18 protein-coding genes are annotated in these 22,569 nt (G+C 61.6%); 8 read left to right on the top strand and 10 right to left on the bottom strand.

Annotated features, from left to right (window positions below):
• The first annotated feature begins 263 nt into the window (after positions 1–263).
• Entirely contained in the window at positions 264–1,205 is a 942-nt protein-coding gene (locus VGG64_18280; protein HEY1601555.1) for a serine/threonine-protein kinase, read from the top strand.
• A 270-nt stretch (positions 1,206–1,475) separates the two neighbouring features.
• On the opposite strand, the gene VGG64_18275 is transcribed toward VGG64_18280, so the two are convergent.
• From VGG64_18275 to VGG64_18265, 3 genes are all read right to left on the bottom strand, one after another.
• Positions 1,476–2,876 (bottom strand): (Fe-S)-binding protein, encoded by a 1,401-nt coding sequence (locus VGG64_18275; protein ID HEY1601554.1) that lies wholly within the window; start codon positions 2,874–2,876, stop codon positions 1,476–1,478.
• A complete protein-coding gene (locus VGG64_18270; protein HEY1601553.1) occupies positions 2,870–4,120 on the bottom strand; it encodes an FAD-binding oxidoreductase in 1,251 nt (416 codons plus the stop codon). The genes VGG64_18275 and VGG64_18270 overlap by 7 nt, the downstream gene beginning before the upstream one ends.
• Before the next feature lie 63 nt (positions 4,121–4,183).
• Complete coding sequence (locus tag VGG64_18265) at positions 4,184–5,623, bottom strand: FAD-linked oxidase C-terminal domain-containing protein (protein HEY1601552.1); 1,440 nt, start codon at positions 5,621–5,623, stop codon at positions 4,184–4,186.
• Between the two features lie 277 nt (positions 5,624–5,900).
• On the opposite strand from VGG64_18265, the gene VGG64_18260 reads away from it, so the two are divergent.
• Positions 5,901–6,926: a DUF1207 domain-containing protein gene (locus tag VGG64_18260; GenBank protein HEY1601551.1), complete on the top strand. Its 1,026-nt coding sequence runs from the start codon at positions 5,901–5,903 to the stop codon at positions 6,924–6,926.
• A 256-nt stretch (positions 6,927–7,182) separates the two neighbouring features.
• Here the strand turns inward: VGG64_18260 and VGG64_18255 are convergent, their stop codons facing one another.
• Positions 7,183–8,880, bottom strand: coding sequence for a DUF1598 domain-containing protein (locus VGG64_18255; protein ID HEY1601550.1), 1,698 nt, complete (start codon positions 8,878–8,880; stop codon positions 7,183–7,185).
• A 477-nt stretch (positions 8,881–9,357) separates the two neighbouring features.
• Positions 9,358–9,570: a hypothetical protein gene (locus VGG64_18250; GenBank protein HEY1601549.1), complete on the bottom strand. Its 213-nt coding sequence runs from the start codon at positions 9,568–9,570 to the stop codon at positions 9,358–9,360.
• A gap of 608 nt (positions 9,571–10,178) precedes the next feature.
• Here VGG64_18250 and VGG64_18245 point away from each other — a divergent pair.
• Positions 10,179–10,526, top strand: coding sequence for an Hpt domain-containing protein (locus VGG64_18245; protein ID HEY1601548.1), 348 nt, complete (start codon positions 10,179–10,181; stop codon positions 10,524–10,526).
• 22 nt (positions 10,527–10,548) lie between these two features.
• On the opposite strand, the gene pgk is transcribed toward VGG64_18245, so the two are convergent.
• Positions 10,549–11,952 (bottom strand): phosphoglycerate kinase, encoded by a 1,404-nt coding sequence (pgk, locus tag VGG64_18240; GenBank protein HEY1601547.1) that lies wholly within the window; start codon positions 11,950–11,952, stop codon positions 10,549–10,551.
• Between the two features lie 223 nt (positions 11,953–12,175).
• Between pgk and VGG64_18235 the strand changes: the two genes are divergently transcribed.
• Positions 12,176–12,391, top strand: a complete 216-nt coding sequence (locus VGG64_18235; GenBank protein ID HEY1601546.1) for a hypothetical protein — start codon at positions 12,176–12,178, stop codon at positions 12,389–12,391.
• A 53-nt stretch (positions 12,392–12,444) separates the two neighbouring features.
• Here VGG64_18235 and VGG64_18230 read toward each other — a convergent pair whose 3' ends face one another.
• Together VGG64_18230 and VGG64_18225 are read right to left on the bottom strand one after the other, a co-directional pair.
• Positions 12,445–13,968, bottom strand: a complete 1,524-nt coding sequence (locus VGG64_18230) for a choice-of-anchor tandem repeat NxxGxxAF-containing protein (protein ID HEY1601545.1) — start codon at positions 13,966–13,968, stop codon at positions 12,445–12,447.
• A gap of 509 nt (positions 13,969–14,477) precedes the next feature.
• Positions 14,478–16,871, bottom strand: coding sequence for a redoxin domain-containing protein (locus tag VGG64_18225; GenBank protein ID HEY1601544.1), 2,394 nt, complete (start codon positions 16,869–16,871; stop codon positions 14,478–14,480).
• A gap of 325 nt (positions 16,872–17,196) precedes the next feature.
• Here VGG64_18225 and VGG64_18220 point away from each other — a divergent pair, with 325 nt between their 5' ends.
• The 4 genes from VGG64_18220 (at position 17,197) to VGG64_18205 (ending at position 21,726) form a co-directional block, all read left to right on the top strand.
• A complete protein-coding gene (locus tag VGG64_18220; protein ID HEY1601543.1) occupies positions 17,197–18,417 on the top strand; it encodes a lactate racemase domain-containing protein in 1,221 nt (406 codons plus the stop codon).
• A gap of 28 nt (positions 18,418–18,445) precedes the next feature.
• Positions 18,446–19,507, top strand: a complete 1,062-nt coding sequence (locus VGG64_18215) for a glycine cleavage T C-terminal barrel domain-containing protein (protein ID HEY1601542.1) — start codon at positions 18,446–18,448, stop codon at positions 19,505–19,507.
• Positions 19,508–19,889: 382 nt separating this feature from the next.
• Positions 19,890–21,005, top strand: coding sequence for a TPM domain-containing protein (locus VGG64_18210; protein ID HEY1601541.1), 1,116 nt, complete (start codon positions 19,890–19,892; stop codon positions 21,003–21,005).
• 43 nt (positions 21,006–21,048) lie between these two features.
• The gene (locus tag VGG64_18205) at positions 21,049–21,726 is read left to right on the top strand and encodes a hypothetical protein (protein ID HEY1601540.1); all 678 of its coding nucleotides are present in this window, start codon (positions 21,049–21,051) and stop codon (positions 21,724–21,726) included.
• Between the two features lie 22 nt (positions 21,727–21,748).
• Here VGG64_18205 and VGG64_18200 read toward each other — a convergent pair whose 3' ends face one another.
• A complete protein-coding gene (locus VGG64_18200) occupies positions 21,749–22,177 on the bottom strand; it encodes a hypothetical protein (GenBank protein HEY1601539.1) in 429 nt (142 codons plus the stop codon).
• A 157-nt stretch (positions 22,178–22,334) separates the two neighbouring features.
• Positions 22,335–22,569 (bottom strand): hypothetical protein (locus tag VGG64_18195; protein HEY1601538.1); only part of this gene is annotated, 235 nt, incomplete at its 5' end.

Genomic DNA, 22,569 nt, shown 5'->3' with positions numbered 1-22,569 from the left:
ACAATGAACGCTGTCGAATGAACCAAGGATGGTAATCCACCGCGATGAGTCGGCTGCTGCCCGCTTGTTAAGCAGTGCCTAGCCTTCGCGCAACTGGGCAGCCCATGTCAGGCGAATCGAGGCCAGTCAGGGCGCACGAGTCGCTTTTTCGTACATTTGGCAAAACTTCTCAGCGCACGTTGCCGATGGCACTTGATAGGCGACATTCCGGCTCGATAATTCCCGCCGCCCCCTTCCGCCTTTCATTCGCTCTTAAGTTCACGATGGCACGCAGCCTGCAAGGCTCCCGAACTTCTCGCGCGCGTGCGGCTAATCCGGCGCATCCAGAGCACAGCGCCACAGCCGAGCACTTGGACGGCTGGGAGCTGATGGAACTGGCGTCCGCAGGGGAATTCTCGCAAGTTTATCGGGCGCGGCCCGTCGGCAGCGCACCGGGCTGTGTTGCGGCGCACGCCGTGAAACGTCTTAAGCCCTTGTACGAGGCGGATCCACGCGCCGTCGGTTGCCTGCGACGCGAGGCACGTGTCGGCCGCGCGGTAAGCAGTCCGCATGTTGTGCCCGTTCTCAGTGCGCACACCGAAGTCGCACCCTATTACACCGTCATGCCCTGGCTCGATGGGGGAACGCTTGCTACCCGGCTCGCCCATCGTGACGCCGGCGCTGAGAACATTACGTTCGCGTTGTGGGTGGCACGCCAGGTGGCCCAAGCGCTCGACGCGTTCGACGCCGCGGGCTGGACGCACGCTGACGTCAAGCCGGCGAATATTATTGTTTCTACCAGTGGACATGCGACGCTGATCGACCTTGGCTTTGCCCGCCGTCCGGCCGACGAGGACCGGACCATCGATCCCACTGTGATGGGCACGCCTCGCTACATGGCACCTGAAATGCTGCTTTCCGCTCTGCGGTGCGACATCCGTAGCGACATCTTCAGCCTGGGCGCGGTTCTCTACGAAATGCTCAGCGGCCGGCAACCGTTCGAGGCGCCAAGCGCGGCGGCGCTCATCACCATGCATCGTCAACTCGCGCCGGTAGATCTGCGCGAGCTCGCGCCGGCTGTGCCTACCGAGATATCACAGCTGGTACATGCCATGCTTGCCAAAGAGCCTCTGCGCCGCCCGCAAACAGCGCGCGAGGTCATCCAGCATCTCACCTCGCTCGAAATCGCTCAACTGGCGGAAGAGTACGGCGGACCGGCGCGATAGTACCCACGCTGACAATCACCATGCCGCAAAACCGTCGGCGCGATTCAGCCTTGCGCCCAACTCCCCTTCTTATTCGTGCGATTCGTGGTTCAAAATTTTCTGTATTACCCTTCGACAACAAGCCGGATCGAGCAGACAAGCAACCACGAATGGCACGAATCACACCAATAAGATTCAAAGAAACGCGGTAGTGGTTCTTTGAAACTCATGGCGCGCGAAGTCTCATCCAATGATCGCGCTTGGATCGTTAAGAACACAACCCAGTACCCGCTACCATTGCGGCTGTTTGCCTTGGTAGCTCAGATCGAGCAGGTCCATCGGGTGTGCGACCAGCAAGCGCTCTCCCTGATTGTGCGCCTCGCGCATGATCTGCAGCAAGCAGCCGGCATTGCCGGTCAGTACCACACGGCTGCCGGTCTTGAGAATGTTGTCCAGCTTGCGCCGACTTAGCCGGGCCGACATCTCGGGCTCGGTCAGGTTGTATGTGCCCGCCGCGCCGCAGCAGACCTCGGTCTCGGGCAAGTCGACCAATGTCAGACCGGGAATCTTGCTAAGCAACCGCCGCGGCGCTTCGCGAATCTTCTGCGCATGGCCCAAGTGGCAGGCATCGTGGTAGGTGGCCGTGAGCGGGATTTCTCCCTCTGGCGGAATCAGGCCCAACGAATCTAGAAACTCGCTCACGTCCTTCACCTTGGCGGCGAACTCACTGCGCTCGGCCTGCCGCGCGTCGTGCCAGTGGTGGCCGTAGTCCTTCAGCATTGCCCCGCAACCGGCCACGTTGACGATGATCGCGTCGACGTTGCGATAGTCGAATGCGGCCAGGTTTTCATCCGCCAACGACCGGGCCGGGACACTGGCGCCCGCGTGAAAGTGGATGGCGCCGCAACACTTCTGATCTTGCGGCACCAGCACGTCGCAGCCGTTCTGTTGCAGCACACGTGCCGTCGCCCAATGCGTAGGCCGGAACATCACGTCGGCCACGCAGCCGGTAAACAGGGCCACCCGCGCGCGGCGCTTGCCGATGGCCGGCAAAAAGCTCGGCAACGCCGGCCCCGGACGCTGCGCCGGAGGAAGCATCTCGACCAAACGCCGCAGCCGCGGCGGCAGCAGATGCGTGAGGCGCAACGCCTCGGCCGCGCGGACCAATCCCAGACGCTGTGCAATGCGGGCCGGTATCAGCAAACGGCGCATCAAGTTCGGACGTGTAAACAGCCCAAACAAAATGTACCTGTGAAACCAGTCGCTACTCTTGCTCGGCCCGTCGCTCTGCTCTTCCATCGCCACGCGAAACGGCTCGATCAGCTTGCCGTATTGCACGCCGGACGGACAGGCCGTTTCGCACGCGCGGCAGTCGAGGCACAGCTCCAAATGCCGTTTCACGTCGGTCGACAACGGCAGCCGTCCATCCGTGACAGCGCGCATCAAATAGATACGCCCCCGCGGGCTGTCATTTTCGTTCCCTAACTCCAAGTAGGTTGGGCAAGAGGCCGTACACAGGCCGCAATGCACGCAATCCAGAAACAGTCCGTAGTCGATATTCTCGCCAGGACGAAGATGCGGCGCATTGCCAGACGGAACGCGGCCAGCGAGCGGCAACGAATGGCCGTGCGTCGCCGGTGTGGGCGTAGCATCGGGCGTAGAGGCAAGTTCGTCGGTTGGTTCGGTTAGCATTCGAAAGCAGCTAATCCAGGGTTCAGCAGGCCTTGCGGGTCTAGCTTCGATTTTACAGCCCGCATCAAGGCCGCGTCGGAGCCCATCGGACCCCAAACGGCTTGATGCGTCAACTCGGTGGAGGCGGGGCAAGCATAGACGCAGGCATTCCCGCCCGCCTTGACGGCCGCAGGACGCAGTCCGCGCACCAATATCCGCAGTGTATCGGCGGCCGCAAACTCGGCGCAGCGCACCTTGACGGTCCCCTTGCCGGCATGGGCCTGAATCGAGCATTCCGGATCGAGGGCGATGGCACTCTCGACGAATTGCGTCAGGCGGCTGGGAAGTACGCTGGCTTTGACCACCAGCGGCGGATCGTCAGCGACCGGGAACTCGACCAGCCGCGACCAGAGCGTGCCGGCTTCCGCGCCGCGTATCACACGCGGTTGCTGGACGCCCAAGGCGCGCCACTCGCGCGACAATTGTTCCGTCATCCAGGTCACCTCGGCTTCGGTTCCTTCCAATCCCACGACGAGGCGGCCAGCGATGGAACGTGAAACGGAACCAAGCACCGGGTCGGCAGCCCACAGCGGGCCCGTGAGTAGCTCGATCGCCACCGGCGCCGTCTCGGAATTCACCAGTGCCGCGAGTAGCCCCTCGGCGATTCTCAGGTCCGTCACGTCGCAGACGACAAACGCCGTGTCCACGGCCAACGGCAAGAGCTTCAATGTGACTTGCGTGATCACGCCCAGCGCGCCGCGCGAGCCGGTCAGTAGTTTGCAGAAATCGTATCCCGCGACATTCTTCACCACGCGCCCGCCCGCCTTGAATGGCACACCGCGCCCGTCGACGGCGCTTATGCCGATGACGTAGTCACGCATGCTGCCATAGCCAAAACGGCGAGGTCCGCTGACCGCCGTGGCAACCACGCCTCCCAAAGTCGCCTCGACGGACTGCGGCACATCGATCGGCAGTCGTTGCCCCTCGCGGGCCAATTCGCTGGCTAGCGCGGCGAACGTGATGCCGGCTTCGACCGTGATCGTCATATCGCGAGCAGGATAGTCGACGATGCGCGTCAACTCGCTCGTCGCGATTCCCCACCCTGGCCGGCGCGCTGTAAGTCCGAACGACAGCCCGGTGCCACCTCCCAGAGGATAAAGCGGAGTTCCCGCGTCCTTGGCGCGCGTCACCAATTGCGCCAGTTCCTGCTGGCTCGCGGGGGCGAACGTCTCGGTCAGCGGCAGATTGGCGGCAGCGACAGTCACGCGAGAATTTCTCAGCGACAAAGGTTATGGATCAATAAGAATCAAATATCGAGCAGCTGAATTTCATAGGGCCGCCCGCCGCCCGGGGTGCTGCCGCTCGAGGCCGCAGGCGCCGGCCGTGGGCAGCATTTTCGCGGGGCTCAGACGGCCCGTCGGATTAAACGCGTCGCGCACCCGACCCATCACGTCCAGGTCGTCCGCGGTGAACAGTTTTTGCATGAACGCGATCTTTTCGACGCCGATACCATGCTCCCCCGTCACGCTGCCGCCACAGGCGATGCACTCTTCCAGGATCTCGCCGCTGGCGTCCAGCACGCGTCGCACTTGCTCGGCATTGCGCTCGTCGAACAGCAGTATCGGGTGGATATTGCCATCGCCGGCGTGGAACACGTTCACGATCCGTATGTCGTACTTGTGACCGATCTCGATGATGCGTTCCAGAATATGGGGCAGCTTGGTGCGCGGCACCACGCCATCCTGCGTGCAATAGCTGGGGCTCAATCGGCCCACGGCGCCAAAGGCTTGCTTGCGGCACTTCCACAGCAACAAACGTTCGGCTGCCGATGCTGCCAGTCGCACGTCCCGGGCCTTGTGCTCGCGGCACAGCTCGATGATGCGATCGCGCTGTTGGTCGAGTCCCGCTTCCAGACCGTCGACCTCGATCAGCAGTATCGCCTGCGCATCGAGCGGAAAACCAAAATGAAAGGCCTCTTCCACCGCGACCAAAATCCCTTGATCCATTAGCTCCAGAGCGGCCGGGATAATCCCCGCCGCGATGATCGCACTGATCGCATTCGTGGCGTCGCCGACCGATTCGAAAATGCCGAGCATGGTGCGCCATCCCTGCGGATTGCGCGTCAAGCGGACCCAGGCCTTGGTGACGACAGACAACGTTCCTTCGCTGCCGACAATCAGCCCCGTCAGGTCCAGTCCCGAGCTGTCTTCCGTCGGCCCGCCGAACTCGACCAAGGTGCCGTCGGCCAGCACGGTCTCCAAACCCAGCACGTGATTTACGGTGACGCCATACTTGAGCGTGTGCGGTCCGCCCGAATTGGTCGCGACGTTGCCGCCAATCGTGCAGGCGCCCTGGCTCGATGGGTCGGGCGCGTAGTGGTAGCCCGTCCCCTTCAAGGCTTGCGTCAGCCAGACGTTGACCACGCCGGGCTGCACGATGGCATACTTGTCGCGGAGATTGATCTCGAGGATTTCCTTCATCCGCGTGAGCACGATCATCACGCCGCCGCCGACGGGCAGGCAGCCACCGGCCAAGCTGGTGCCGGCCCCGCGCGGCAAGAACGGAACGTCGTACTCGTTGCACAGCCGGACGATGGCTTGCACATGCGCCGTCGTGCGCGGAAAGACCGCCACGTCCGGGCAATTCTTTTCGATCACGAACCCATCGCACTCGTAAACCACCAGGTCCGCATGCGCCGCTAGCACGCCGTCAACGCCGACCACGGCGCGCAGATCGTTGATCAACGAGGGAAGACGGGTCGCAATCATCGAATCGAGCGTGAACCGAGAGTGGAGGCGGGATCGGGGCCGCGGCCCAGGGATCGCTCATTATAGTCCCCGGCGGCGGGGCCGCCAGGAACGGGCTACCGTGTTGTTAAGCCCTGCGGTATCTGCCGTTTAGGTCGTCTTGAAATACATCTGGGGCAATTGCCGCGTTGCCGGTACACTGGCGGCCCCTTCTGCCTAGGCGATTGCGGTTCGCGTTTGCGGGACGATGCCCTCACGGCAGTCCCCACCACACATCGAGTTTAATCCAGGTTTTGCCATGTCACCCGGTCGCGGCCGAACTGCCGTTGTCGTGTGCTGCGCCGCGCTTGCGGCGGTCATAGCAGCGCGCGCTGGGACTGTTCGCGCCGACATGCAACTCGAAGAATTGCCCCGCACGATGGTCGGCTCAGAGCCGGTCATACAGGCGGTACCTGCACCGAGCGGCAGCCCCGTCGCGGTGATCACTGATGGTCAGATGCCGCCGCCGGTGGGCTATCCCGCTGGCGGCATTGCGATGGCCGAGGCGATCGCCTACGACGCCCCCTGGAGTTGGCAGATACTTCCCGTGGGCCTGATCTGGCACTCGTACCTGGCAGGCGTCAAAGAACCGCGCATGGGGAGCGTATTCAACTATCAGCCCGGGCTGGGCTGGGTATGGGATGCAACCGCCGGCGGCCGCGTTGGCCTGCTACGCTACGGGACGCCAAATGGGTTTCGACCAGAGGGCTGGCAGCTCGATCTCGAGGGAGCCGCGTTCCCACAGCTGTTGATGCAGCAGAATTGGGACATGCACTCGACCGACTTTCGTGTCGGCGTGCCGTTGACCTACGGCATCGGACCGGTGCAGTTCAAATTCGAGGTCTATCACCTCAGCTCGCACTTGGGGGACGAGTTCATGCTGTCGCACCCCACCGTGCAGCGCATCAACTACAGCCGTAACGCACTGGTGTTTGGCACCAGTTACTATGCGACCGACAATATTCGGCTCTATGGCGAAGTGGGTTGGGCCTTTTACGCTGATGGCGGGAGCGAGCCCTGGGAACTGCAATTTGGCGCCGAGTACAGCCCGATCTACGCTCCGAGCTTTCGCGGCTCGCCGTTCGCCGCCATCAATGGCCATCTGCGACAAGAGGTTGCCTTCGGCGGCGCGTTAACCGTGCAAGTCGGCTGGCAGTGGCTCAACGGCGGGACAGGCACGCGCGTCCGTGCCGGCTTCCAATACCTCAATGGCAAGAATGAACAGTACCAGTTCTTCAACCAATACGTTCAGCAATTCGGGTTCGGCATCTGGTACGACTATTAACGCCCGTAGTGCCGCGCGCCCCATGCTGGACGGCCGGAGATTCAGCTACAACCATGAATCACACGAATAGCACGAATAACACAGAAGGAAACGTGCTACGATTGCCGTCTTTTCTGCCCTCTCTTCATTCGTGTTATTCGTGGTCCCTCCTCGTCTGAATGTGACGAGGGAAAGAGTCCGCCATCGGCGCAGACATGCCCACGCGAGGTGTGGACATGGCATCCCCCGGCCGAAAGTTGAATGGTTGGCGGCGCGACTAGTCCCACCACCAGCTGCGACGCGAAACGTCGCCCGGCACCGAACGTTCACGCTCGCTGTTGAGCTGACCGCGGTCCTCGGTCTTGATGCTGTCTCGCCTCACAAGCGTGCGGGCGTTGACGTGTACGCCGCCGCTCACAGCGGCCACCACATTCACCCGGCCGACGATCCGGTGGTTGATCACGGTGTCGACCCATTGCGGCACGTTCTCGATTGCGGTAGGCAGCGCCGCGCCGTCGTAGAACGCCGTGGGGTGCCAGCCGACATGCTCGGGCAGGTCCTCCGCTCGCAATAGCTCGACGACCAATGCCAAGTCGAAGATGTTTCGCAGGTCGGCGTACAGCGGATACTTGGCCGCGAGCGCGGGAAAGTCCTTGGTAAAGTTCTGCGCAAATTGGTGATTCAAGACGTCGGCCTTGCCGGTATGAACCTGGGCGCCCGTGGCCGTCAGCAATTCGTTCTCGCTGAGGACCTGCACACCTTGACCGCGGATTTCAAACGCATCGCGTTCCTTGCTGGCCACAAGTGCGTCATATTTCAGCGTAAACCACCACCGCAGCACGTCGAGCGCCGGCGGCGCTTCGCCCGGCTGCATGCGAATCATGCTCAGGTAGCTCGGCACCTTCAAAGTGCCTGGCTCCAGACCGATGCCGATCAGCTTCATGTGGTGGTCGGCGGCGAGCAGCACTTGGGCGACGTCGCTTGACGGATCGATTCCTTCGAATACGACTTGTTGGCGGCCCAATTGGCTGCGTAACCCTTCGAGGAATTTGCCCCGTTGGCCGGGCTGCAGCGGCGTGGCGCTCTGGGCCTTGGCAAACGCTTGCGCCTTGGCCAGCCCCTCATCTGTGGGCACGATCGAGCAGGCGAATTCGCCGCCGCCGTTGCGCTGGCGGCGCAATAGGACGAGCAGATGGTCGAGTCGCACCACGGGCTGGCCGTCTTCGATACTGACCGGACGGAACTCGCGATCAAGCTTCCAATCGCTGGCCGGTCCAGCAATCACGATATCACCGGTTTCCGGATAGGCGAGCACGTATTGCACGCGCTTCAATCCGGCCAACACCATCATTTCTTCGTCGAGCGGTTGTCCGGCGGCCGCATGAATTTCGATCTCGCGCTCCAGTCGCGACAATGAGACCTTGCGCAGCGGCGACGCACGGCGCACTTCGTCGCTGACCATATCGTGCATCGCGGCACGACGCGCTTCGGCGAGGAAATCCGTGTCTTCGACCTTCTTGAGGCGCCGCATCACGCCAGCAGCGTCTACGTACACCCCGTTGGCAAACGGTTGAATCGAGCCAGGACCGCCGTTGTCGTCCCACGAATCCGGCTGGATCGTGTTCGTGATCAGGTTCATCAACGGGCCCCATTGGGCCATAGAGCCGCCGCCGCGCCCGTCGGCCTCGACCGGCATCGACGCCATTTCATCCAGCGCACGACGCCGCACGCGGCCGTCGGTTATTTCGGCGATCGTGTTGTAGGCCGCGGCGCGCGCTTCGGCCTGCAATTGGGCCTTGGCGATTTCGGCCAATGAGTTGTCACGCTCGACCGCGGATTCGTTCCGGGCAAGCTCTAACGCGGGGCCAAACTCGCCCGCGTCCAGTTGCTCGCGCAGCAGGTCACCCTGACTTGCCCCCCGCGCAACCAATGTCGTGCCAACCGGCAGGGTTACTGCCAGCAGAACGACGGCCATTCCATACAATCCGCGGCGAGCAAGCGCCTGCCGGCCGAACGGCGCGCAGGCGCCTCGTGGCCCAAGAAACATGACGGGGTCTCCAGCCTCTGATCCAAAGTTGTTACGGGCTATAAGTGTTAGCGTCAGCCCGGCGGCCCATTTCGTCAAGGAAATTCAGGATAATTACGAAATCGTAATAAATAGAAGGGAGGGTATTGAGCTCGCCTGGGCACACGGGGAAGCGCCCCCCGGGGGGCCAAGCCCCCGCTGCCGACCGGGTGGAATCACCGCAAAGGGGCGGTATCCGCGCCCCCCCTCGTGACATGTTGCACCCGAACGATCGCAGCACGGGCCGCGACCGTAGCGCGCAAAAAAAAAGCCGCAGGCTCTTCACCTGCGGCTATGGATTTTATCGGGTCGATTGACCCATCGATAGGTGGCGTGGCTTAACCGCCGCAACCGCAGCTGGGGGCCGGGGCGCCGCAGCAGCTCGACTCACAGACGGGCTGGCAACACGAGGAAGCACAGCACGACCGTTTGCCGCAGCGCGACATCTTGTGGCAGAAGTGCTTGAAATGGCGATGACCGCACTTCGGTGCGCAGCAGTTGGGGGCGCAGCAGCTCGGAGCACCGCAAGACGACTGGCAGCAGCTGGGGGCTGGAGCACAGCACGACGGTTCGCAGCAGCTCGGGGCCGGATTGCAACACGATGGCGCGCAACAGCTCGGAGCGCAACCGCCGCCGCAACCACCACCGCCGCCGCCGCAGCAGCCGTTGTAGGCAATGCCGTGGCCATACCACACGCGATGCACAAAGGCCATGGCCTTGGCATCTTTGGCCGGCGCCAGCGCGAAAATCGCCGCGAACGCCAACAAGGGGAGAACGAATCGAGTCTTCATGGGGAGGGTTCCTTCACAAACACACAAGTTAGGGAATTAGAGGCAACTTTCCTCTACTGTCCGGTCGTATCGACGGCACCTTGCGGGTGGCGTTAGTTGGGCAGACCCGTTTCTCATCTTGCCGAAGGTGTCGAATATGCGGGCTCGCGAAACGCTGCCGATGGTGCACGACATGCCGGCGTCTTACGCTGGTTCGAGGGGTATTCACCCTGCTACCAGTGGCCGCAGATTCCCAACCATTGGATGAATCGTCACAGTCCGTGCGATCATTACGGCGTGATCGAACGTGCCGCCACGCACGCCATCAACGGCGCGGAGCAAAAAGCATGAGGTATGTTTCAGCGGCACAATACGCAACAAACGCCCACCGTGTGACGTTGCGCCGTCGTTGGAGCATCCAGGCAAGGCGGATTAGGAATGGCACCCCAGACGAACACCTCGCGCGGACCTCTTTACTCCACGCTGGCCGGCGATCCCGAGATGGTCTCGCTCGTCGAGATGTTCGTCGATGATTTGCCCGAGCGCGTGCAGTCGCTGCTCGACCATTTGCAAGCGTCCGATCGCGACGGACTGCGTCGCATCGCGCACCAATTGACCGGCGCCGCCGGCAGCTACGGCTTTCACGAGATCACGGTTGAAGCCGCCACCCTTGAATCGATGCTTTGCGAAAGGGGACCGGAAAGCGAAGTCGCCGCGGCCACCAATATGTTGATCAATCTTTGCCGCCGCGCCCGGGCCCGCATCGACGAGCGCCGCCCCGACTGAGTTTTGCGGCGCCGATCGGCCGTTATTTCTGCGCCGCGGCTGCCAAGGCCTGTAGATATGGAACGGGCTTGGCCCCCAGGGCGTTCAGCACCGTGCCGCCGGCCGTGAAAACGTGCGTGACCCAATCGGGTTCGCCATATCGCTCGAGCGCTGTCCCCCCTTCGCCGCCGCCGATATAAACTTCGACGCCCGCTTCCTTCATGCGCTTCAACTGCTGCATGAAGCGCTTCGTCCCCCCTTCGAACCGAGGGTCCTCGAACATGCCGAAGACACCATTATGAAACGCCACGGCGGGCTGAGTGCGGCTGGGCTGATTGCGCACCGCGGCGATGAACTGGCCGATCTTCAACTCGAACAATTCGCTGGTTGCCGGACCGACGTCGAATTGCTGTTGGCCCGGGCCGATCGTCGACGACACTTCGCCATCAGCCAGGACGAAGTCGATCGGCAGCACGAATTCGATTCCTTTGCTGCGTCCACTCAACAACATGCGCCGGGCTTGCTCCACCCGCTCGCGCGGAATGTAGTACGGCTTGTCCTTGTGCGCAGGATCCTCGGCAACTCCTAGCGAGAAGTCGCCCCCTTCCGATTCGGCCTCGGCTTTCTTCAGCGCCATCGCCAGCGAACCGGCCGTGAACACCCAGCGGACCGTGCCGCGAGCGATCATCGCTTCCAGATCGTCCAACTTGTCGGCCTTGAGCCCGCTGAAGATTACCAACTCGCATGCCAGGCACCGCTGCATGGGACCGTCGAATTCTTGGGCCACATATTGACCCAAGGCCACGCGATCCATGGCCGCCGGCACGACGGTGCTTGACGAATCGAGACTGCCGGCCGACAACGCTTCGTTCACGTAGACGCGGGCCACATGCTCGGCCAATTCATGCGCGAATCGTGCCAAGGAATCGGCCCGCGTCGGCACATCGTCGGCGCTGGCATCCCATAAGTGGCGCTCGACCTTGTAGCGGCGCGTGTTATCTAGAACCAGAATGCTGCCCGGCGCCGCCGCGCGAATGGTTTCGATAGCGGCCGGCGCAACGGTTTGAGCGTCCTCGTCCCACCAATCGGTCACCAGCACCGTGGGCGTGCCGACCAGCTCGCCAATCCGCGCAGCCACGGCCTTTAGCGATCCTTCCGGTTTGCGACCAATGTGGCCAAAGATGATCTGCTTCCAGCCCTGTTTGATACCAAACTGAAGCGTCGGCACCATCGACCGCAGACGGATGTCCCCTTCGCCGATCTTGGCCCCAGGCTTGGCATCGACGTCGCCGCGCACCAACACCGTTGTGCCAGGGGGCAGATCCGCCAGCGACTCCAGTCGCGGAATGGCCTTCAAATAATCTGCCAGCAATAGCGGCTTGGCGTGCACGTCGGGGTCGACCAGGGCCTTACACCAGGGAATCAATGAAGCAGAAGTGACTGCCATATAACCAACCAAACCTTTTACCGCGTGACGAACCTCCAGTGCAGCGCGCGGCCAACTTCCGACCGCGTGGCACCGCAAGATATCACACAGGTGCCCCGTACCGGGAGGGGCCGGCAGGGTCGGGCGGTCCCAGATTTCTTCTCGGTGGCGCCCAAGAATGCTTGCGCAGCAGCGAATTGCTAACAGGCGGCGTCAACCACTGCGCTTAGACGGAGGATCCGACGTGGACCAGATCCAGGAAACCCTGCGAAACAAATTTTTTAAGCATTTTTCGTTTGTCGATAAAACGCCCGAAGAGATCCTGCTGCAAACGATTACGCTGACGACCATCCTGCTTGTTGGCGCGGCGCTGTTCGACCACACGCCGCTGCCACTTATCCCAGCCGGAATTCTGGTTTTCGGGTGGCGTGCCTACCATCTGCGCCGCGCAGGGCATTAAGCCAGCGTCGAGCAGCGGGCGAGGTGCGAAGCGGGTGCCGGTGCGCTGCCGTATCAAGCCCTGCGCGCACGCCGACTGCCGCGACAGGCCAGATAGGCCAGCGGCACGGCCGCCACGACAAGCGCCCACGTGGCCGGTTCCGGCACAGTGCTGTAGAAGATGCCCGAAGTGCCGTCGGTGAACGTCAATCGATAGACGAGCCGGCCGTTCGAGGTCCAACTTTCGTTGACCGATTGGCCACTGGTGCCGTTCACATCATCGGCAAGGTAAATCGAGTTCACGGTGTGAGATAGTCCTAGGACCTGAAACGTTTGTCCGCGCTGGACCAGCGTGTGGATGTGCCCCAACGGATCTTGCGCGAAGAGTGCATAGTTGCTGGCACCATTCATGCTGCCATACCAGGCGAGTTGCCCCGTATTGCTGATCGCAAATTGTTGAAAGCCAACGCCGAACGTATTGCCGGGCAGGTCCGGCACGGCATTTCCCTGGCGAGCGACCTCGTTGATCTGACCGTTCGGACTGATGGTCCAGATGCCATTCAATCCTGTGTTGGTCGGCACCGAGAAGGAATCCAGGTAACCCGTGAAGGCGATCGTGCCGGAACCGTTCATGGCGGGTTGATCGAGTCCGCCGAACTTGGCACCCGCAATCGACGGCGCCGGCAAGCCATTCCCCGCGACCACTTGCAGCCCCTGCCCCAGATCTCGGAAGATGGCGTTGAAAGTCGGATTTCCAACCAGGTTTGCTTGAAACGCGACCTGCCCCGCGTCGTTATAAGTGGGTGGGTGAAAAAACGAGAACGTCGCACCCGCCACCCCGGGCGCGGCGCCGTGCTCGCTGGCGATCGGCTGCAGGCCCGTCGCGTTGAATGCCCACACGGTGTCGAGAGTGCCGGGATTGGCGTTGGCCTGGAAAGAAACTCCACTGCTGGCCGCAGCGGGTGGGGCAGAGTCGAAAACGCTGGATAGCGTTCCTCCGCCGGGAATTGCCGAACCGTCGCGTCCGACCAGCGTTATTCCAGGACCGAATCCGGTTGTCCAGATTCCTGATCCGGACGAGCCGCCGCTAAGGCTGGCGCGGAATGCCACGTTGCCGTTGTTGGTGATGATCGGCTGGTCAAACGACGCGAAATTGCCGCTGCTGCCGGGAGCTGCCGTGGCGGATCGCGCGACGAGTTGCAAAGAGCCTCCCGCGTTCGACGCCACCGCAAAGAGCGAAGGGGCATTTATCATGTCGATCGTGAATGCGACATTGCCCGACTGATTGATCGACAAGCCTTGCGCAATGCCGTTATAGGTCGCGCCCGGCAGCCCGCTCACGGCATCGCCGGCGAGCTCGACTTTGGTGAGCGTATCGCCATTGAGCTCCCAGACGCCGGACTTGAAGGAGCCTGTTTGCGCCGCCACGGCGATCGAATGCCCGGCGGCGACCGGCGGAAACGCCAACGCATTGCCGAAGTTCTCCGACGTGCCCGGCGCGTGCATGCCTGGAAAAATGATCGGCACCGGCTGCGCGGCCACTGGCGCAGCGGCGACCAAATTCACCAACAACAGCATGGCAACTCGGTAGCGGTTCATTTGAAGCATAACGTAGCCCTGGATGCGTTATCTGGGGGGTGGACCTGGCAAAACGACACGGCGCAGGATGACGAAGGCGGCTCCGGACGGAGAGATGCGCGGGCGGCAAGACGCCGCGCAGAGTGTCCGGTTCAAAGAAGATTTACAGTAGCGACCCCGTAAGCACTGCCCGTATGGCGTGTCGAGAGAACTGCCCCTGCACGCCTGGGTATATGACGCTTTCCTGGCCATAGTAATAACCGAAAAATGCTTTGCAAGACTTGTTCTTACGTTTTTGATAGATGAGCGCGCGCACGCAGTGCAACTCCAAGCGTCGGGAGCATCGGCATTCAAATGGTGCGCAACGCGCCGGCCACTCGAAGCGGTAGTGAACTGGCGAGACACTCGCGCGCTAGCGCAAAAAAAAGGCCGCCTTGCGGCGGCCAGATTCTTCAGCGATTTCGTCGCGCGGCAATGCCCACGATCTTTCGGTCGATCATGCCTCCCGCACCTCTTCGGTTCAGGGCGGGCTACTTGGCAACCTGCCAGGCGTCGACGCCCTTGTCCGTGGCGACGACCAGCGTGCCGCGACCGTCGACCGTGGCCACGGCCAGCCCCGAGACAGCGTTGCCCATATGGAACTGTTCCAGCATCTTGCCGTCGGCCGACAGAATGTGAATCGAGCCGTCCGCACCGGCCAGTACCCATTGGCCGGTGTCGCCCGTGAGTTGCCCGGCGGCGACCATCTCAAGCGCCGCATTGGCCTGCGCACCGACCGGCAGGTCGTATGTCCACAGCACGTCTCCCGTGGCCGACAACCCCACGGCCGACTCGACACCGACTTTGGTCGAGGCGATCGCACAGAATTCAACCTGGCCATCGTGATTCAGGTCAGCCGCTACGACCCATCGCAGAAAGCGCCCGGGTAGCGAAATGGGATTGCCGTCTTTCCCTTCGTCATCAATCGGTACCAGCACGCCGCGGCCGTCGGCCGCCAGCAGCCCGCGATGGCCGTCCGCGGGCGGAGTCACGGTCAAGCAAAAGACATTTTCCAGCGTGCGATCGCTCCAGCGCTGACGGCCATCGAGCGTCACGCTTTGCACACCAACGACACCCCAATAGCCGACGTTCAGATCGGGCTGTCCGTCGCCGTCCATGTCGGCCAGGCGAACGTCGGAAATGCCAGCGTGCTCCCCTTCTGGGTAGCTGAGCAACTTCTTGAACTGTCCGTCGAACACAAATACCTGTTGTTGCGCGCTTGCCGTGCCCGCAAAGTAGCGATTTCCCTGGACGTCGGTTGCCGTGCGCAAGTAGCTGATCGCCGCCTCGTCGGGAATTTCGAGTTCATAGCGCGAGGCCAGGTTTCCCTGGCCATCCAATGCCACGACCGTCCGCCAGCCGTCTGCGACCAGGAATTGCGAACTGCCATCGGGCTGTTCGATAGCCAGAATATTTCCCGGCCGCGTGGCTTCGTCCGAATGCCACAGCGGCTGCAAGGCAAGCTTCTTCGGCTCACTGCGTGCAGCGATCTTGGCCCTGGGAATCTCGACCGCGTCGCCGGTTTCCTGATTTCCGTTGGCGAGCGACGATTCAAACGACTGCTGCCGCGCCTCTTGTTCGCGCTGCGCCAGTTGGTAGAGGTTTTCACCGGAGAGTAGCCGGTCGATCTTGCGCGGCAACTCTACGGCCAGCTGCGGTTGATAGCCAACGTCGATCGTCTGCACGGTACCGTCGGGTCCGAGGACGATCATCGTGGGCAACCCCTGCACGTCGAACAGCGAACGCGCCTGCTGATCGACATCGCGGAGGATCGGCATGTTGAGATTGACCTTAGCAAAAGCCTTGGTCAGGTCTTCGTTACTGACATCAACCTCGTCCGTGCTGACCGTGATGATCGCCACGCGATCGTTATCGCGGTATTTGTCGTAAACTTGTTGCAAATTCGGCAGCCCCTTGAAGCACCACCCGCACCAAGTGGCCCAGAAATCAATGACCACCACCTTGCCTGACAACGAATCGCGATTGACAGGCTTTCCCTCCAGATCGACAAAACCAAACGACTCGATCTTCCTCCCCAGCAACTTATTGAGTGGCTCGGGCTGAACCTGAAAGTGCTTGACGAGTTTGGCGTTGTCCGGCAACGCGAACTCGAAGGCGACATCGGCGATCCGATCGTTCAGACGGGCGCCTTTGAAATCGGCGACCAAGGCGACGTCGGTGATAGGCGCTTGTTCGTGCTGCGTGATTTGCTTCTTCAGCTCTTCGGTCGGAAATTCGATCCGGCGCAGTACGTGTTGGTGGTCGATCCAGAAGATCACGTTGCCATCGGTCCGCGTCACTTGCACGCGATGGCATTCGTCGCCATCGATCTCGTGTGACGACAACAATGTCGGCTCTTCAGCCCCCTCCAGAATCGGTTGCAACGGTTCGGGAAGCAGCAACAGCGCCAATTGAATCGATTCGCCCGCCAAACCTTGCGTGAGCACGCCGGTGAGAATCTCGTCGGCGAACAGGTCATCTCGCTTCAACTCGGCCGGTGCCGGAGTATCGAGTACCTGGCCCGGTAGATCGGCGATCGTGGCCCGCAGTTGCTTGCCGTCGGATACGACGATGGCTTGGTAACAATGGATGCGCACCTTGTTGGGGCGGACAAACGTCACCGAGTCGTCTGCCGATTGCGACACCGGCTCGGCACCTTGCTTGCGATAGCTCAGCTTAAGCTGGCCACTATCGGCGTAGCTTTTCGCGCTTTGATAGGCGTCGACCATTCGGTCGAGCAACTGACGGGCCGTGGCCGGCGGTTCGATCTGCTTGGAGGTCGACTTATTGCAGCCCGTTGTGGTCAACAGCGTCAGTCCGACGCACGATAAGCCGAACCACGCCCAGTTACGAAGAGCCACGAGAGATCGTCTGCGATGTACCATGATCGCGTCCTTGCGAAAAAAAGAGATTCGGCAGATTTTATTTGTGCGAAGGGAGCCCGGTCAGTTCTGTCACCGGTACGATTGCCGGCCGTTCGTCGTCGGCAGGCCTGCTGACGACGCGCGCCGACGGCGACCGCTACGCTCGTTTACGCCCGTTCCCCGGACCTTGCGGCGCTTTCCGAGGTACGGGGCGGGGATTATGGGGAACTTTCGCGTGCCGGTAAAGCTCGGCTTTTGTCGGGGGATGTCCTGCGAGGGGGACAGAAGATACGATTCACGGTCCAGCACACAATTGCTTCATTCCCAGGTATCGCAAACTACCCAGATGACGACCACGCTACGCTATGGCGACAGACACGTTCTGGAACTGAACCTGCCGGCCGATCGATTGATCGCCCGCTGCGGCCTGGCTGATGCGCCGGTGCTGACGGACGTCACGGCCGCGACGGCGTCGGCTCTCGCCGCGCCGCTCGACTTTCCACCGCTCGCCCGCGCGGTGGTTCCGGGGGATCACGTCGTCTTGGCACTCGACCATGACGTGCCTCGCGGACGCGAGATCGTGGCGGCTTTGTTCGATTGCCTGGTAGCGCACGACGTGAATCCCACGGACATTACGTTGCTGACCGTGGCGCCGCTGCATTCCGCCGGCGATCTGCGCGATTTGCTGCCGGCCGCGTATCGCGATCAGGCCACGTTGGCAGTACACAATCCCGACGCCCGCGATCAGTTGGGCTACCTGGCCGTCGGCGCCGACGATGATCCGATTTATTTGAACCGGCTGCTATGCGACGCCGACATGGTGGTGCCGATCGGCTGCCTGCGTTGCGAGCCGGCCATCGACTATCACGGCATGTACGGCGGTCTGTTTCCCACATTTTCTGGCCGCGCCGCGCAAGACAAGTTGTTCGCGCGAGTCTTAACGCATGCCCAGCGCGAAGAAGCGCGCAGCCGCGAGAAGATTCAAGAAGTCGGCTGGCTCTTAGGCGTGCAGTTTACGGTGCAGGTCATTCCGGGGCCGGCAGGCGAGGTCTTGCAGGTACTGGCCGGTAATGCCAATGAAATTTTCCGCCAGGGGCAAGCCGCCTGCCAGCGCGCCTGGAGCACCGCTGTTCCCCGCGCCGCCAAGCTGGTTGTTGCCGCCATCGACGGCGAGGCGAGCGAGCAAACGTGGGACAACATGGCCCGCGCCCTGACCAGCGCCATACGCTTGGTGGCGGCCGACGGCGCGATCGCCTTGTGTACTTCGATCGCGCACCCACCCGGCCCGACCATGAAACAAGTCAACGAAATGAGCGACCGCCGCGGGGCGCTCAAATCGTTGCGTCGCCATCGTGCGGCTGATTCACTGCCGGCGGTGGCACTGGCCGAGGCGCTGGCCCAGACGCGCATCTATCTGCTGAGCGAGCTGGAGGAATCGGTAGTCGAGGAGCTGGGCATGACGCCGCTCGCGAATGCCGCGCAACTGGCGCGGTTGGCCGATCAACATGCGTCGTGCATCATGCTCAGTAATGCTCAATACGCCGTCGCGACGGTCGATGGCCAATAAAACGGCCGCTCTCCACAAGGCAATTATGATGGACGCCACCTGCCACGAAACGAACTGGAAAGAATCTCTGTCGACTGCCGGCGCGGTTTTCGCCCCCGGCGATTCCACGGGCGAGGCACTACACTTTGGCAACGCGCGCGAAGAATACGCTGCCTTGACGGGCGGCGTGGGATTAGCGGATTTCAGCCATCGCACACAGATCGAATTGACGGGTGCCGATCGGCAAACGTTTTTGCACAACCTCTGTACGAACGAAATCCGCCGGCTGACCGCGGGCACAGGGTGTGAAGCCTTTTTGTGCAACGCGCAAGGGCATGTCCTGGCGCTGGTGAATGTATTTTGCGGCGCCGCGAACCTGGTCATCGAGACCGTGCCCGGCGTCGGGGCCAAGCTGCTCGCGCATCTCGATCGTTACCTGATCCGCGAAAAAGTGGAGCTGGCTGATCGCAGTGAGTCGTGGGCTGAACTGCTGCTGGCCGGACCAGGCAGCGACGCAATTCTTCAACCTCTCGCGGGCGATTTGCCCCAGCAGCCTCTGGGCAATGTGCTGACGCAATGCGCCGGCGTCGACGTCTCGCTTCGCCGCGTCGAAATCACACAACCACACGGGTATTTGCTCTCCGCAGAGCGATGTGAATTACCGAAGCTATGGCAAGCGTTATTGCAAGCCGGCGCACGCCCCTGTGGATCCGCAGCGGTCGAGACGGCGCGCATCGAGGCCGGCACGCCTTATTTCGGGCCCGATATTACCGATGCCAATCTTCCGCAAGAGATCGCCCGCGACGCCCGCGCGATCAGCTTCGTGAAGGGGTGCTACATCGGTCAAGAGACCGTGGCCCGCCTCGACGCGCTCGGGCATGTCAACCGTACGCTGGTCGGCGTCCGTTTCGCGGGAGCAGAATTACCTGCCGCCGGTACAGACCTAACCGACGACAGTGGCAAAGTGGTGGGTCGCGTAACCTCGGCCACATTCTCTCCACGACTGACGGCGCCACTGGCATTCGCCTATGTCCGCCGCGAGACAAACACTCCGGGCGCGAAACTCGGTTCATCAGTCGGATCGGCCGAAGTGGTCGCGCTTCCCATCTAGTAAACGCGGAAAGCCATGCGATCGCATTCGCCAGATCGATCCTCGTTCAATCCACTGAATTCGGAACGCGATCTACAAATCACACCAATAGCACGATTAAGAAAACAGCAAGAGTTTTGTAATACTCCCTTCCTCATTGCTTCGTTCTTTATTCGTGTGATTCGTGGTTGCAAAGAATTCCTGAATTCCCCGAGCGGCCGAACGTCCACCGGCGTAGAGATTTGTGTTGCCACGGACAAGTCGCTCCGTAGGCCTGCTTTACGACAAAGCGGCGTGGCAAGGGTCGCAATGGTATAATGCGTGCGCGCCCGTCATCAGGAGGTGGTGACCACCTCGAACTTCACATCGTAAGCGTCGCAACAAAGTCCAAGGAGCACTGGGCATGGCTCTGCGATTCAGCTTGGGAACCTTCTTGGCGCTGCTCGCGGTAACTGCTTTTCCATCGCGACATCTGCTATGTGCCGAAGAGTTGCCCTCGGCCGACGATACGGCGATTAACATTTCGCGGCCTGCCGAGCACGACTTGGTGCAGGATCTGGCCCACCTGCTCAAAGAGTCCGACGAGCAAGAAATCCAGCAAATCACGGCGCGCCTGGTCGCTGACAAATCCATACCGATCGTGGTCGTGACGATCGAATCGATGAAGGACCACAGCCCGTTCAAGCTGCGGATCGAAACGTTCGCGAATCTGCTATTTGATCAATGGCAGATTGGTCCCGCCGAAGTCAACGGGCAGGAATGGAATCGTGGCATCCTGTTGTTGGTCTCCAAGGGAGATCGCAAGGCGCGTATCGAATTAGGCGCCAGCTGGCGGCGCGATCAGGATCGACAGTGCCAAAGCATCATGCAGAATCAGATCGTGCCGCATTTCAAACGAAACGACTACTCGGGCGGGATCCTGGCCGGGGTCAAGGCACTCGACGCTTTGGCACGCGAGCAGTCAGGCGCTCGCCCGGCCGCTGCCGCCAGCGGATTGCCCCCCGCCACACCGCCCGCCATCGTGCCACCACATAACGCCCCACACACCGTGGCACCGCACGTCAATAGGCCATTGCCACACTTCCAGCAACAATTCCCCCAGCCGTGGCCTCAACACATGGTACAGCCGCCGCGTGCCTCGAACGGTTTGGCAACCGCAATGCTGATCCTCGTCGGCGCGGTGGTCTTCATTGTGGTCATCATCGGCAAGGCCGTATCGGTGGCGTCGGGAGCACCAGGCATGCGGCGACGTGGCCTGGGTGCCCGGCACGTCACGAACAATTCCTGGTGGGGTGGCCCCTTCGGCTGGCAAAATTGGGGACTGTACGAGATGTCGCGCCACAATTGGCAGCAAGACAACAGCATGTTCTCGCACACGACTTCCCATTTTTCCGACGGCGGCATGTCGCACGGTGGCGGATTCTCGTCGGGCGGGTCGGTCGACACGTCCTCCTCGTCATCCCCAAGCAGTTTCAGCGGTGGATCCTCGGGCGGCGGTGGCGCCACCGGTTCCTGGTAAAACAGCTCTTCTCGTCTCGTACCCCGGATCCGAAAGCACGCCGATGCAGCGCCCCAGCCAGCGATTCAGCGCGGTCGATCGTCGCCAAGTGGCCGAGGCCGTGGCGGCTGCCGAATCGAAAACGTCGGCCGAGATTGTGCCCGTGATTGCCGCCGCTAGCGGCCGTTACGATCGGGCCGAGGATCTGGTAGGCCTGTGGACGGCCATTGTCGCGCTCGTCTGCGTGGCGACCGTCTGGAACGTCGAATTCCCCGAGCCCGACGGCTGGGACGAGCCCTCGCGCATTGGGCAGACCGTTGCGCTAGCGGCAGCTGTAGTCATTGGCTTTTTTGCCGGCGCCGCCGCGGCGACTCGCCTGGACGGATTGCGGCGGCTGTTTGTTTCCGGCGTGCAACGCCGCGACGAAACTTGGACCCGCGCCGTACAAGTGTTTCACGACCGGCGAATCAGCCGTACCGCGACACGATCCGGCATCCTGATTTACGTGTCGCTGTTCGAGCGCACCGCGGCGATCGTTGCCGACGAAGCCGTGTTGCAAAAGGTCGGCCAGCCTGCGCTCGATGACCTTTGCCGGCGGCTCGTCGAGCGAATGAAACAAGACCATCCCACCGCGGCACTCTCGGCAACCATAGACGCAGCCGGCGCCTGCCTGGCCGCGCACTTCCCGCCCACCGTACCACGTGCGAACGAACTTAGCGACGCACTGGTGTTGCTTGATTGAGCTCTCGTCGCTAATTGCGACGTTACGAATGGCGATCGGTTTTCCATTCCTGATACCGACGATCGAGTACAGGTTTCAGGATGTCGAAGTTTTCCCAGGAATCCTTCACGTAGTAGAGTTCCGAAAGTCCGACGCCTAGAGTTGCTTCGTAGTCGGTGAGATATTGCCCCGTCTCGAAGTCGAAGTATGACTGCGCGAAGGAATTGCCCTCGGCGTTCAAGTCCTCATCGGTGAATTTGCCGTCGCAAGTTTGCAGGAAGAATGCACCGGGCGTCAGTTGACGCGACTGTAAACTTGATATTAGGTCTGGGAAATCAAGGTGCACATCACCTGCCAGGCCCGACAGAAACGCCCACACGACAAACATCCCAGTATGCGTCGCCGCCGCTTCGTCGGGCAGATCTTTGGGAAACTTACCTCCGTAGTGCCAGGATGCGTCGTCGTATTTCATAATCAAAACGCAATAAAAAAGTCTCCCCGCAGCTTTGTATTCGCAGCCCGAATCTCACCGATTCAGAATGACGACCGCCGCGGACCGAAGGAAAACTGCTTTAGCGCGAACGGGCGTCGAGCAGCTGATTACCGCATATTCGCGCTGTAGAGAACCATTAGTAGCCCACATTCGGCGATTGTGCAATTCGCGGATCGTACACCAATACCGAGAGCAGAGTTCGCCCGCGGCCGATCACGTCGGCCTCAGCCGGAACTTGCCCTAGGACCTGATAGACGCCGACGTCCAGTTGTTGTGCAAGCGTGTTCAACCGCTGTTGCAAGCCGTCGAGGATTTCGCCGGTCTCCGCGGCATCGAGTTCGCGGCTAAGTAGCTGGACTTGCTCTCCATTT

It is taken from the genome of Pirellulales bacterium, assembly GCA_036490175.1.
Lineage (GTDB): Bacteria > Planctomycetota > Planctomycetia > Pirellulales > JACPPG01 > JACPPG01.
The sequence above is the reverse complement of the archived record's forward strand: the minus strand, read 5'-3'. Positions and strand labels throughout refer to the sequence as shown.

Bases quoted from the DNA above. Each gene is read 5' to 3' on its own strand.
- VGG64_18280 (HEY1601555.1), top strand. From the start codon at position 264: ATGGCACGCAGCCTGCAAGGCTCCCGAACTTCTCGCGCGCGTGCGGCT.
- VGG64_18275 (HEY1601554.1), bottom strand. From the start codon at position 2,876: ATGCTAACCGAACCAACCGACGAACTTGCCTCTACGCCCGATGCTACG.
- VGG64_18265 (HEY1601552.1), bottom strand. From the start codon at position 5,623: ATGATTGCGACCCGTCTTCCCTCGTTGATCAACGATCTGCGCGCCGTG.
- VGG64_18260 (HEY1601551.1), top strand. From the start codon at position 5,901: ATGTCACCCGGTCGCGGCCGAACTGCCGTTGTCGTGTGCTGCGCCGCG.
- VGG64_18255 (HEY1601550.1), bottom strand. From the start codon at position 8,880: ATGGCCGTCGTTCTGCTGGCAGTAACCCTGCCGGTTGGCACGACATTG.
- VGG64_18245 (HEY1601548.1), top strand. From the start codon at position 10,179: ATGGCACCCCAGACGAACACCTCGCGCGGACCTCTTTACTCCACGCTG.
- pgk (HEY1601547.1), bottom strand. From the start codon at position 11,952: ATGGCAGTCACTTCTGCTTCATTGATTCCCTGGTGTAAGGCCCTGGTC.
- VGG64_18230 (HEY1601545.1), bottom strand. From the start codon at position 13,968: ATGAACCGCTACCGAGTTGCCATGCTGTTGTTGGTGAATTTGGTCGCC.
- VGG64_18225 (HEY1601544.1), bottom strand. From the start codon at position 16,871: ATGGTACATCGCAGACGATCTCTCGTGGCTCTTCGTAACTGGGCGTGG.
- VGG64_18220 (HEY1601543.1), top strand. From the start codon at position 17,197: ATGACGACCACGCTACGCTATGGCGACAGACACGTTCTGGAACTGAAC.
- VGG64_18215 (HEY1601542.1), top strand. From the start codon at position 18,446: ATGGACGCCACCTGCCACGAAACGAACTGGAAAGAATCTCTGTCGACT.
- VGG64_18210 (HEY1601541.1), top strand. From the start codon at position 19,890: ATGGCTCTGCGATTCAGCTTGGGAACCTTCTTGGCGCTGCTCGCGGTA.
- VGG64_18205 (HEY1601540.1), top strand. From the start codon at position 21,049: ATGCAGCGCCCCAGCCAGCGATTCAGCGCGGTCGATCGTCGCCAAGTG.
- VGG64_18200 (HEY1601539.1), bottom strand. From the start codon at position 22,177: ATGAAATACGACGACGCATCCTGGCACTACGGAGGTAAGTTTCCCAAA.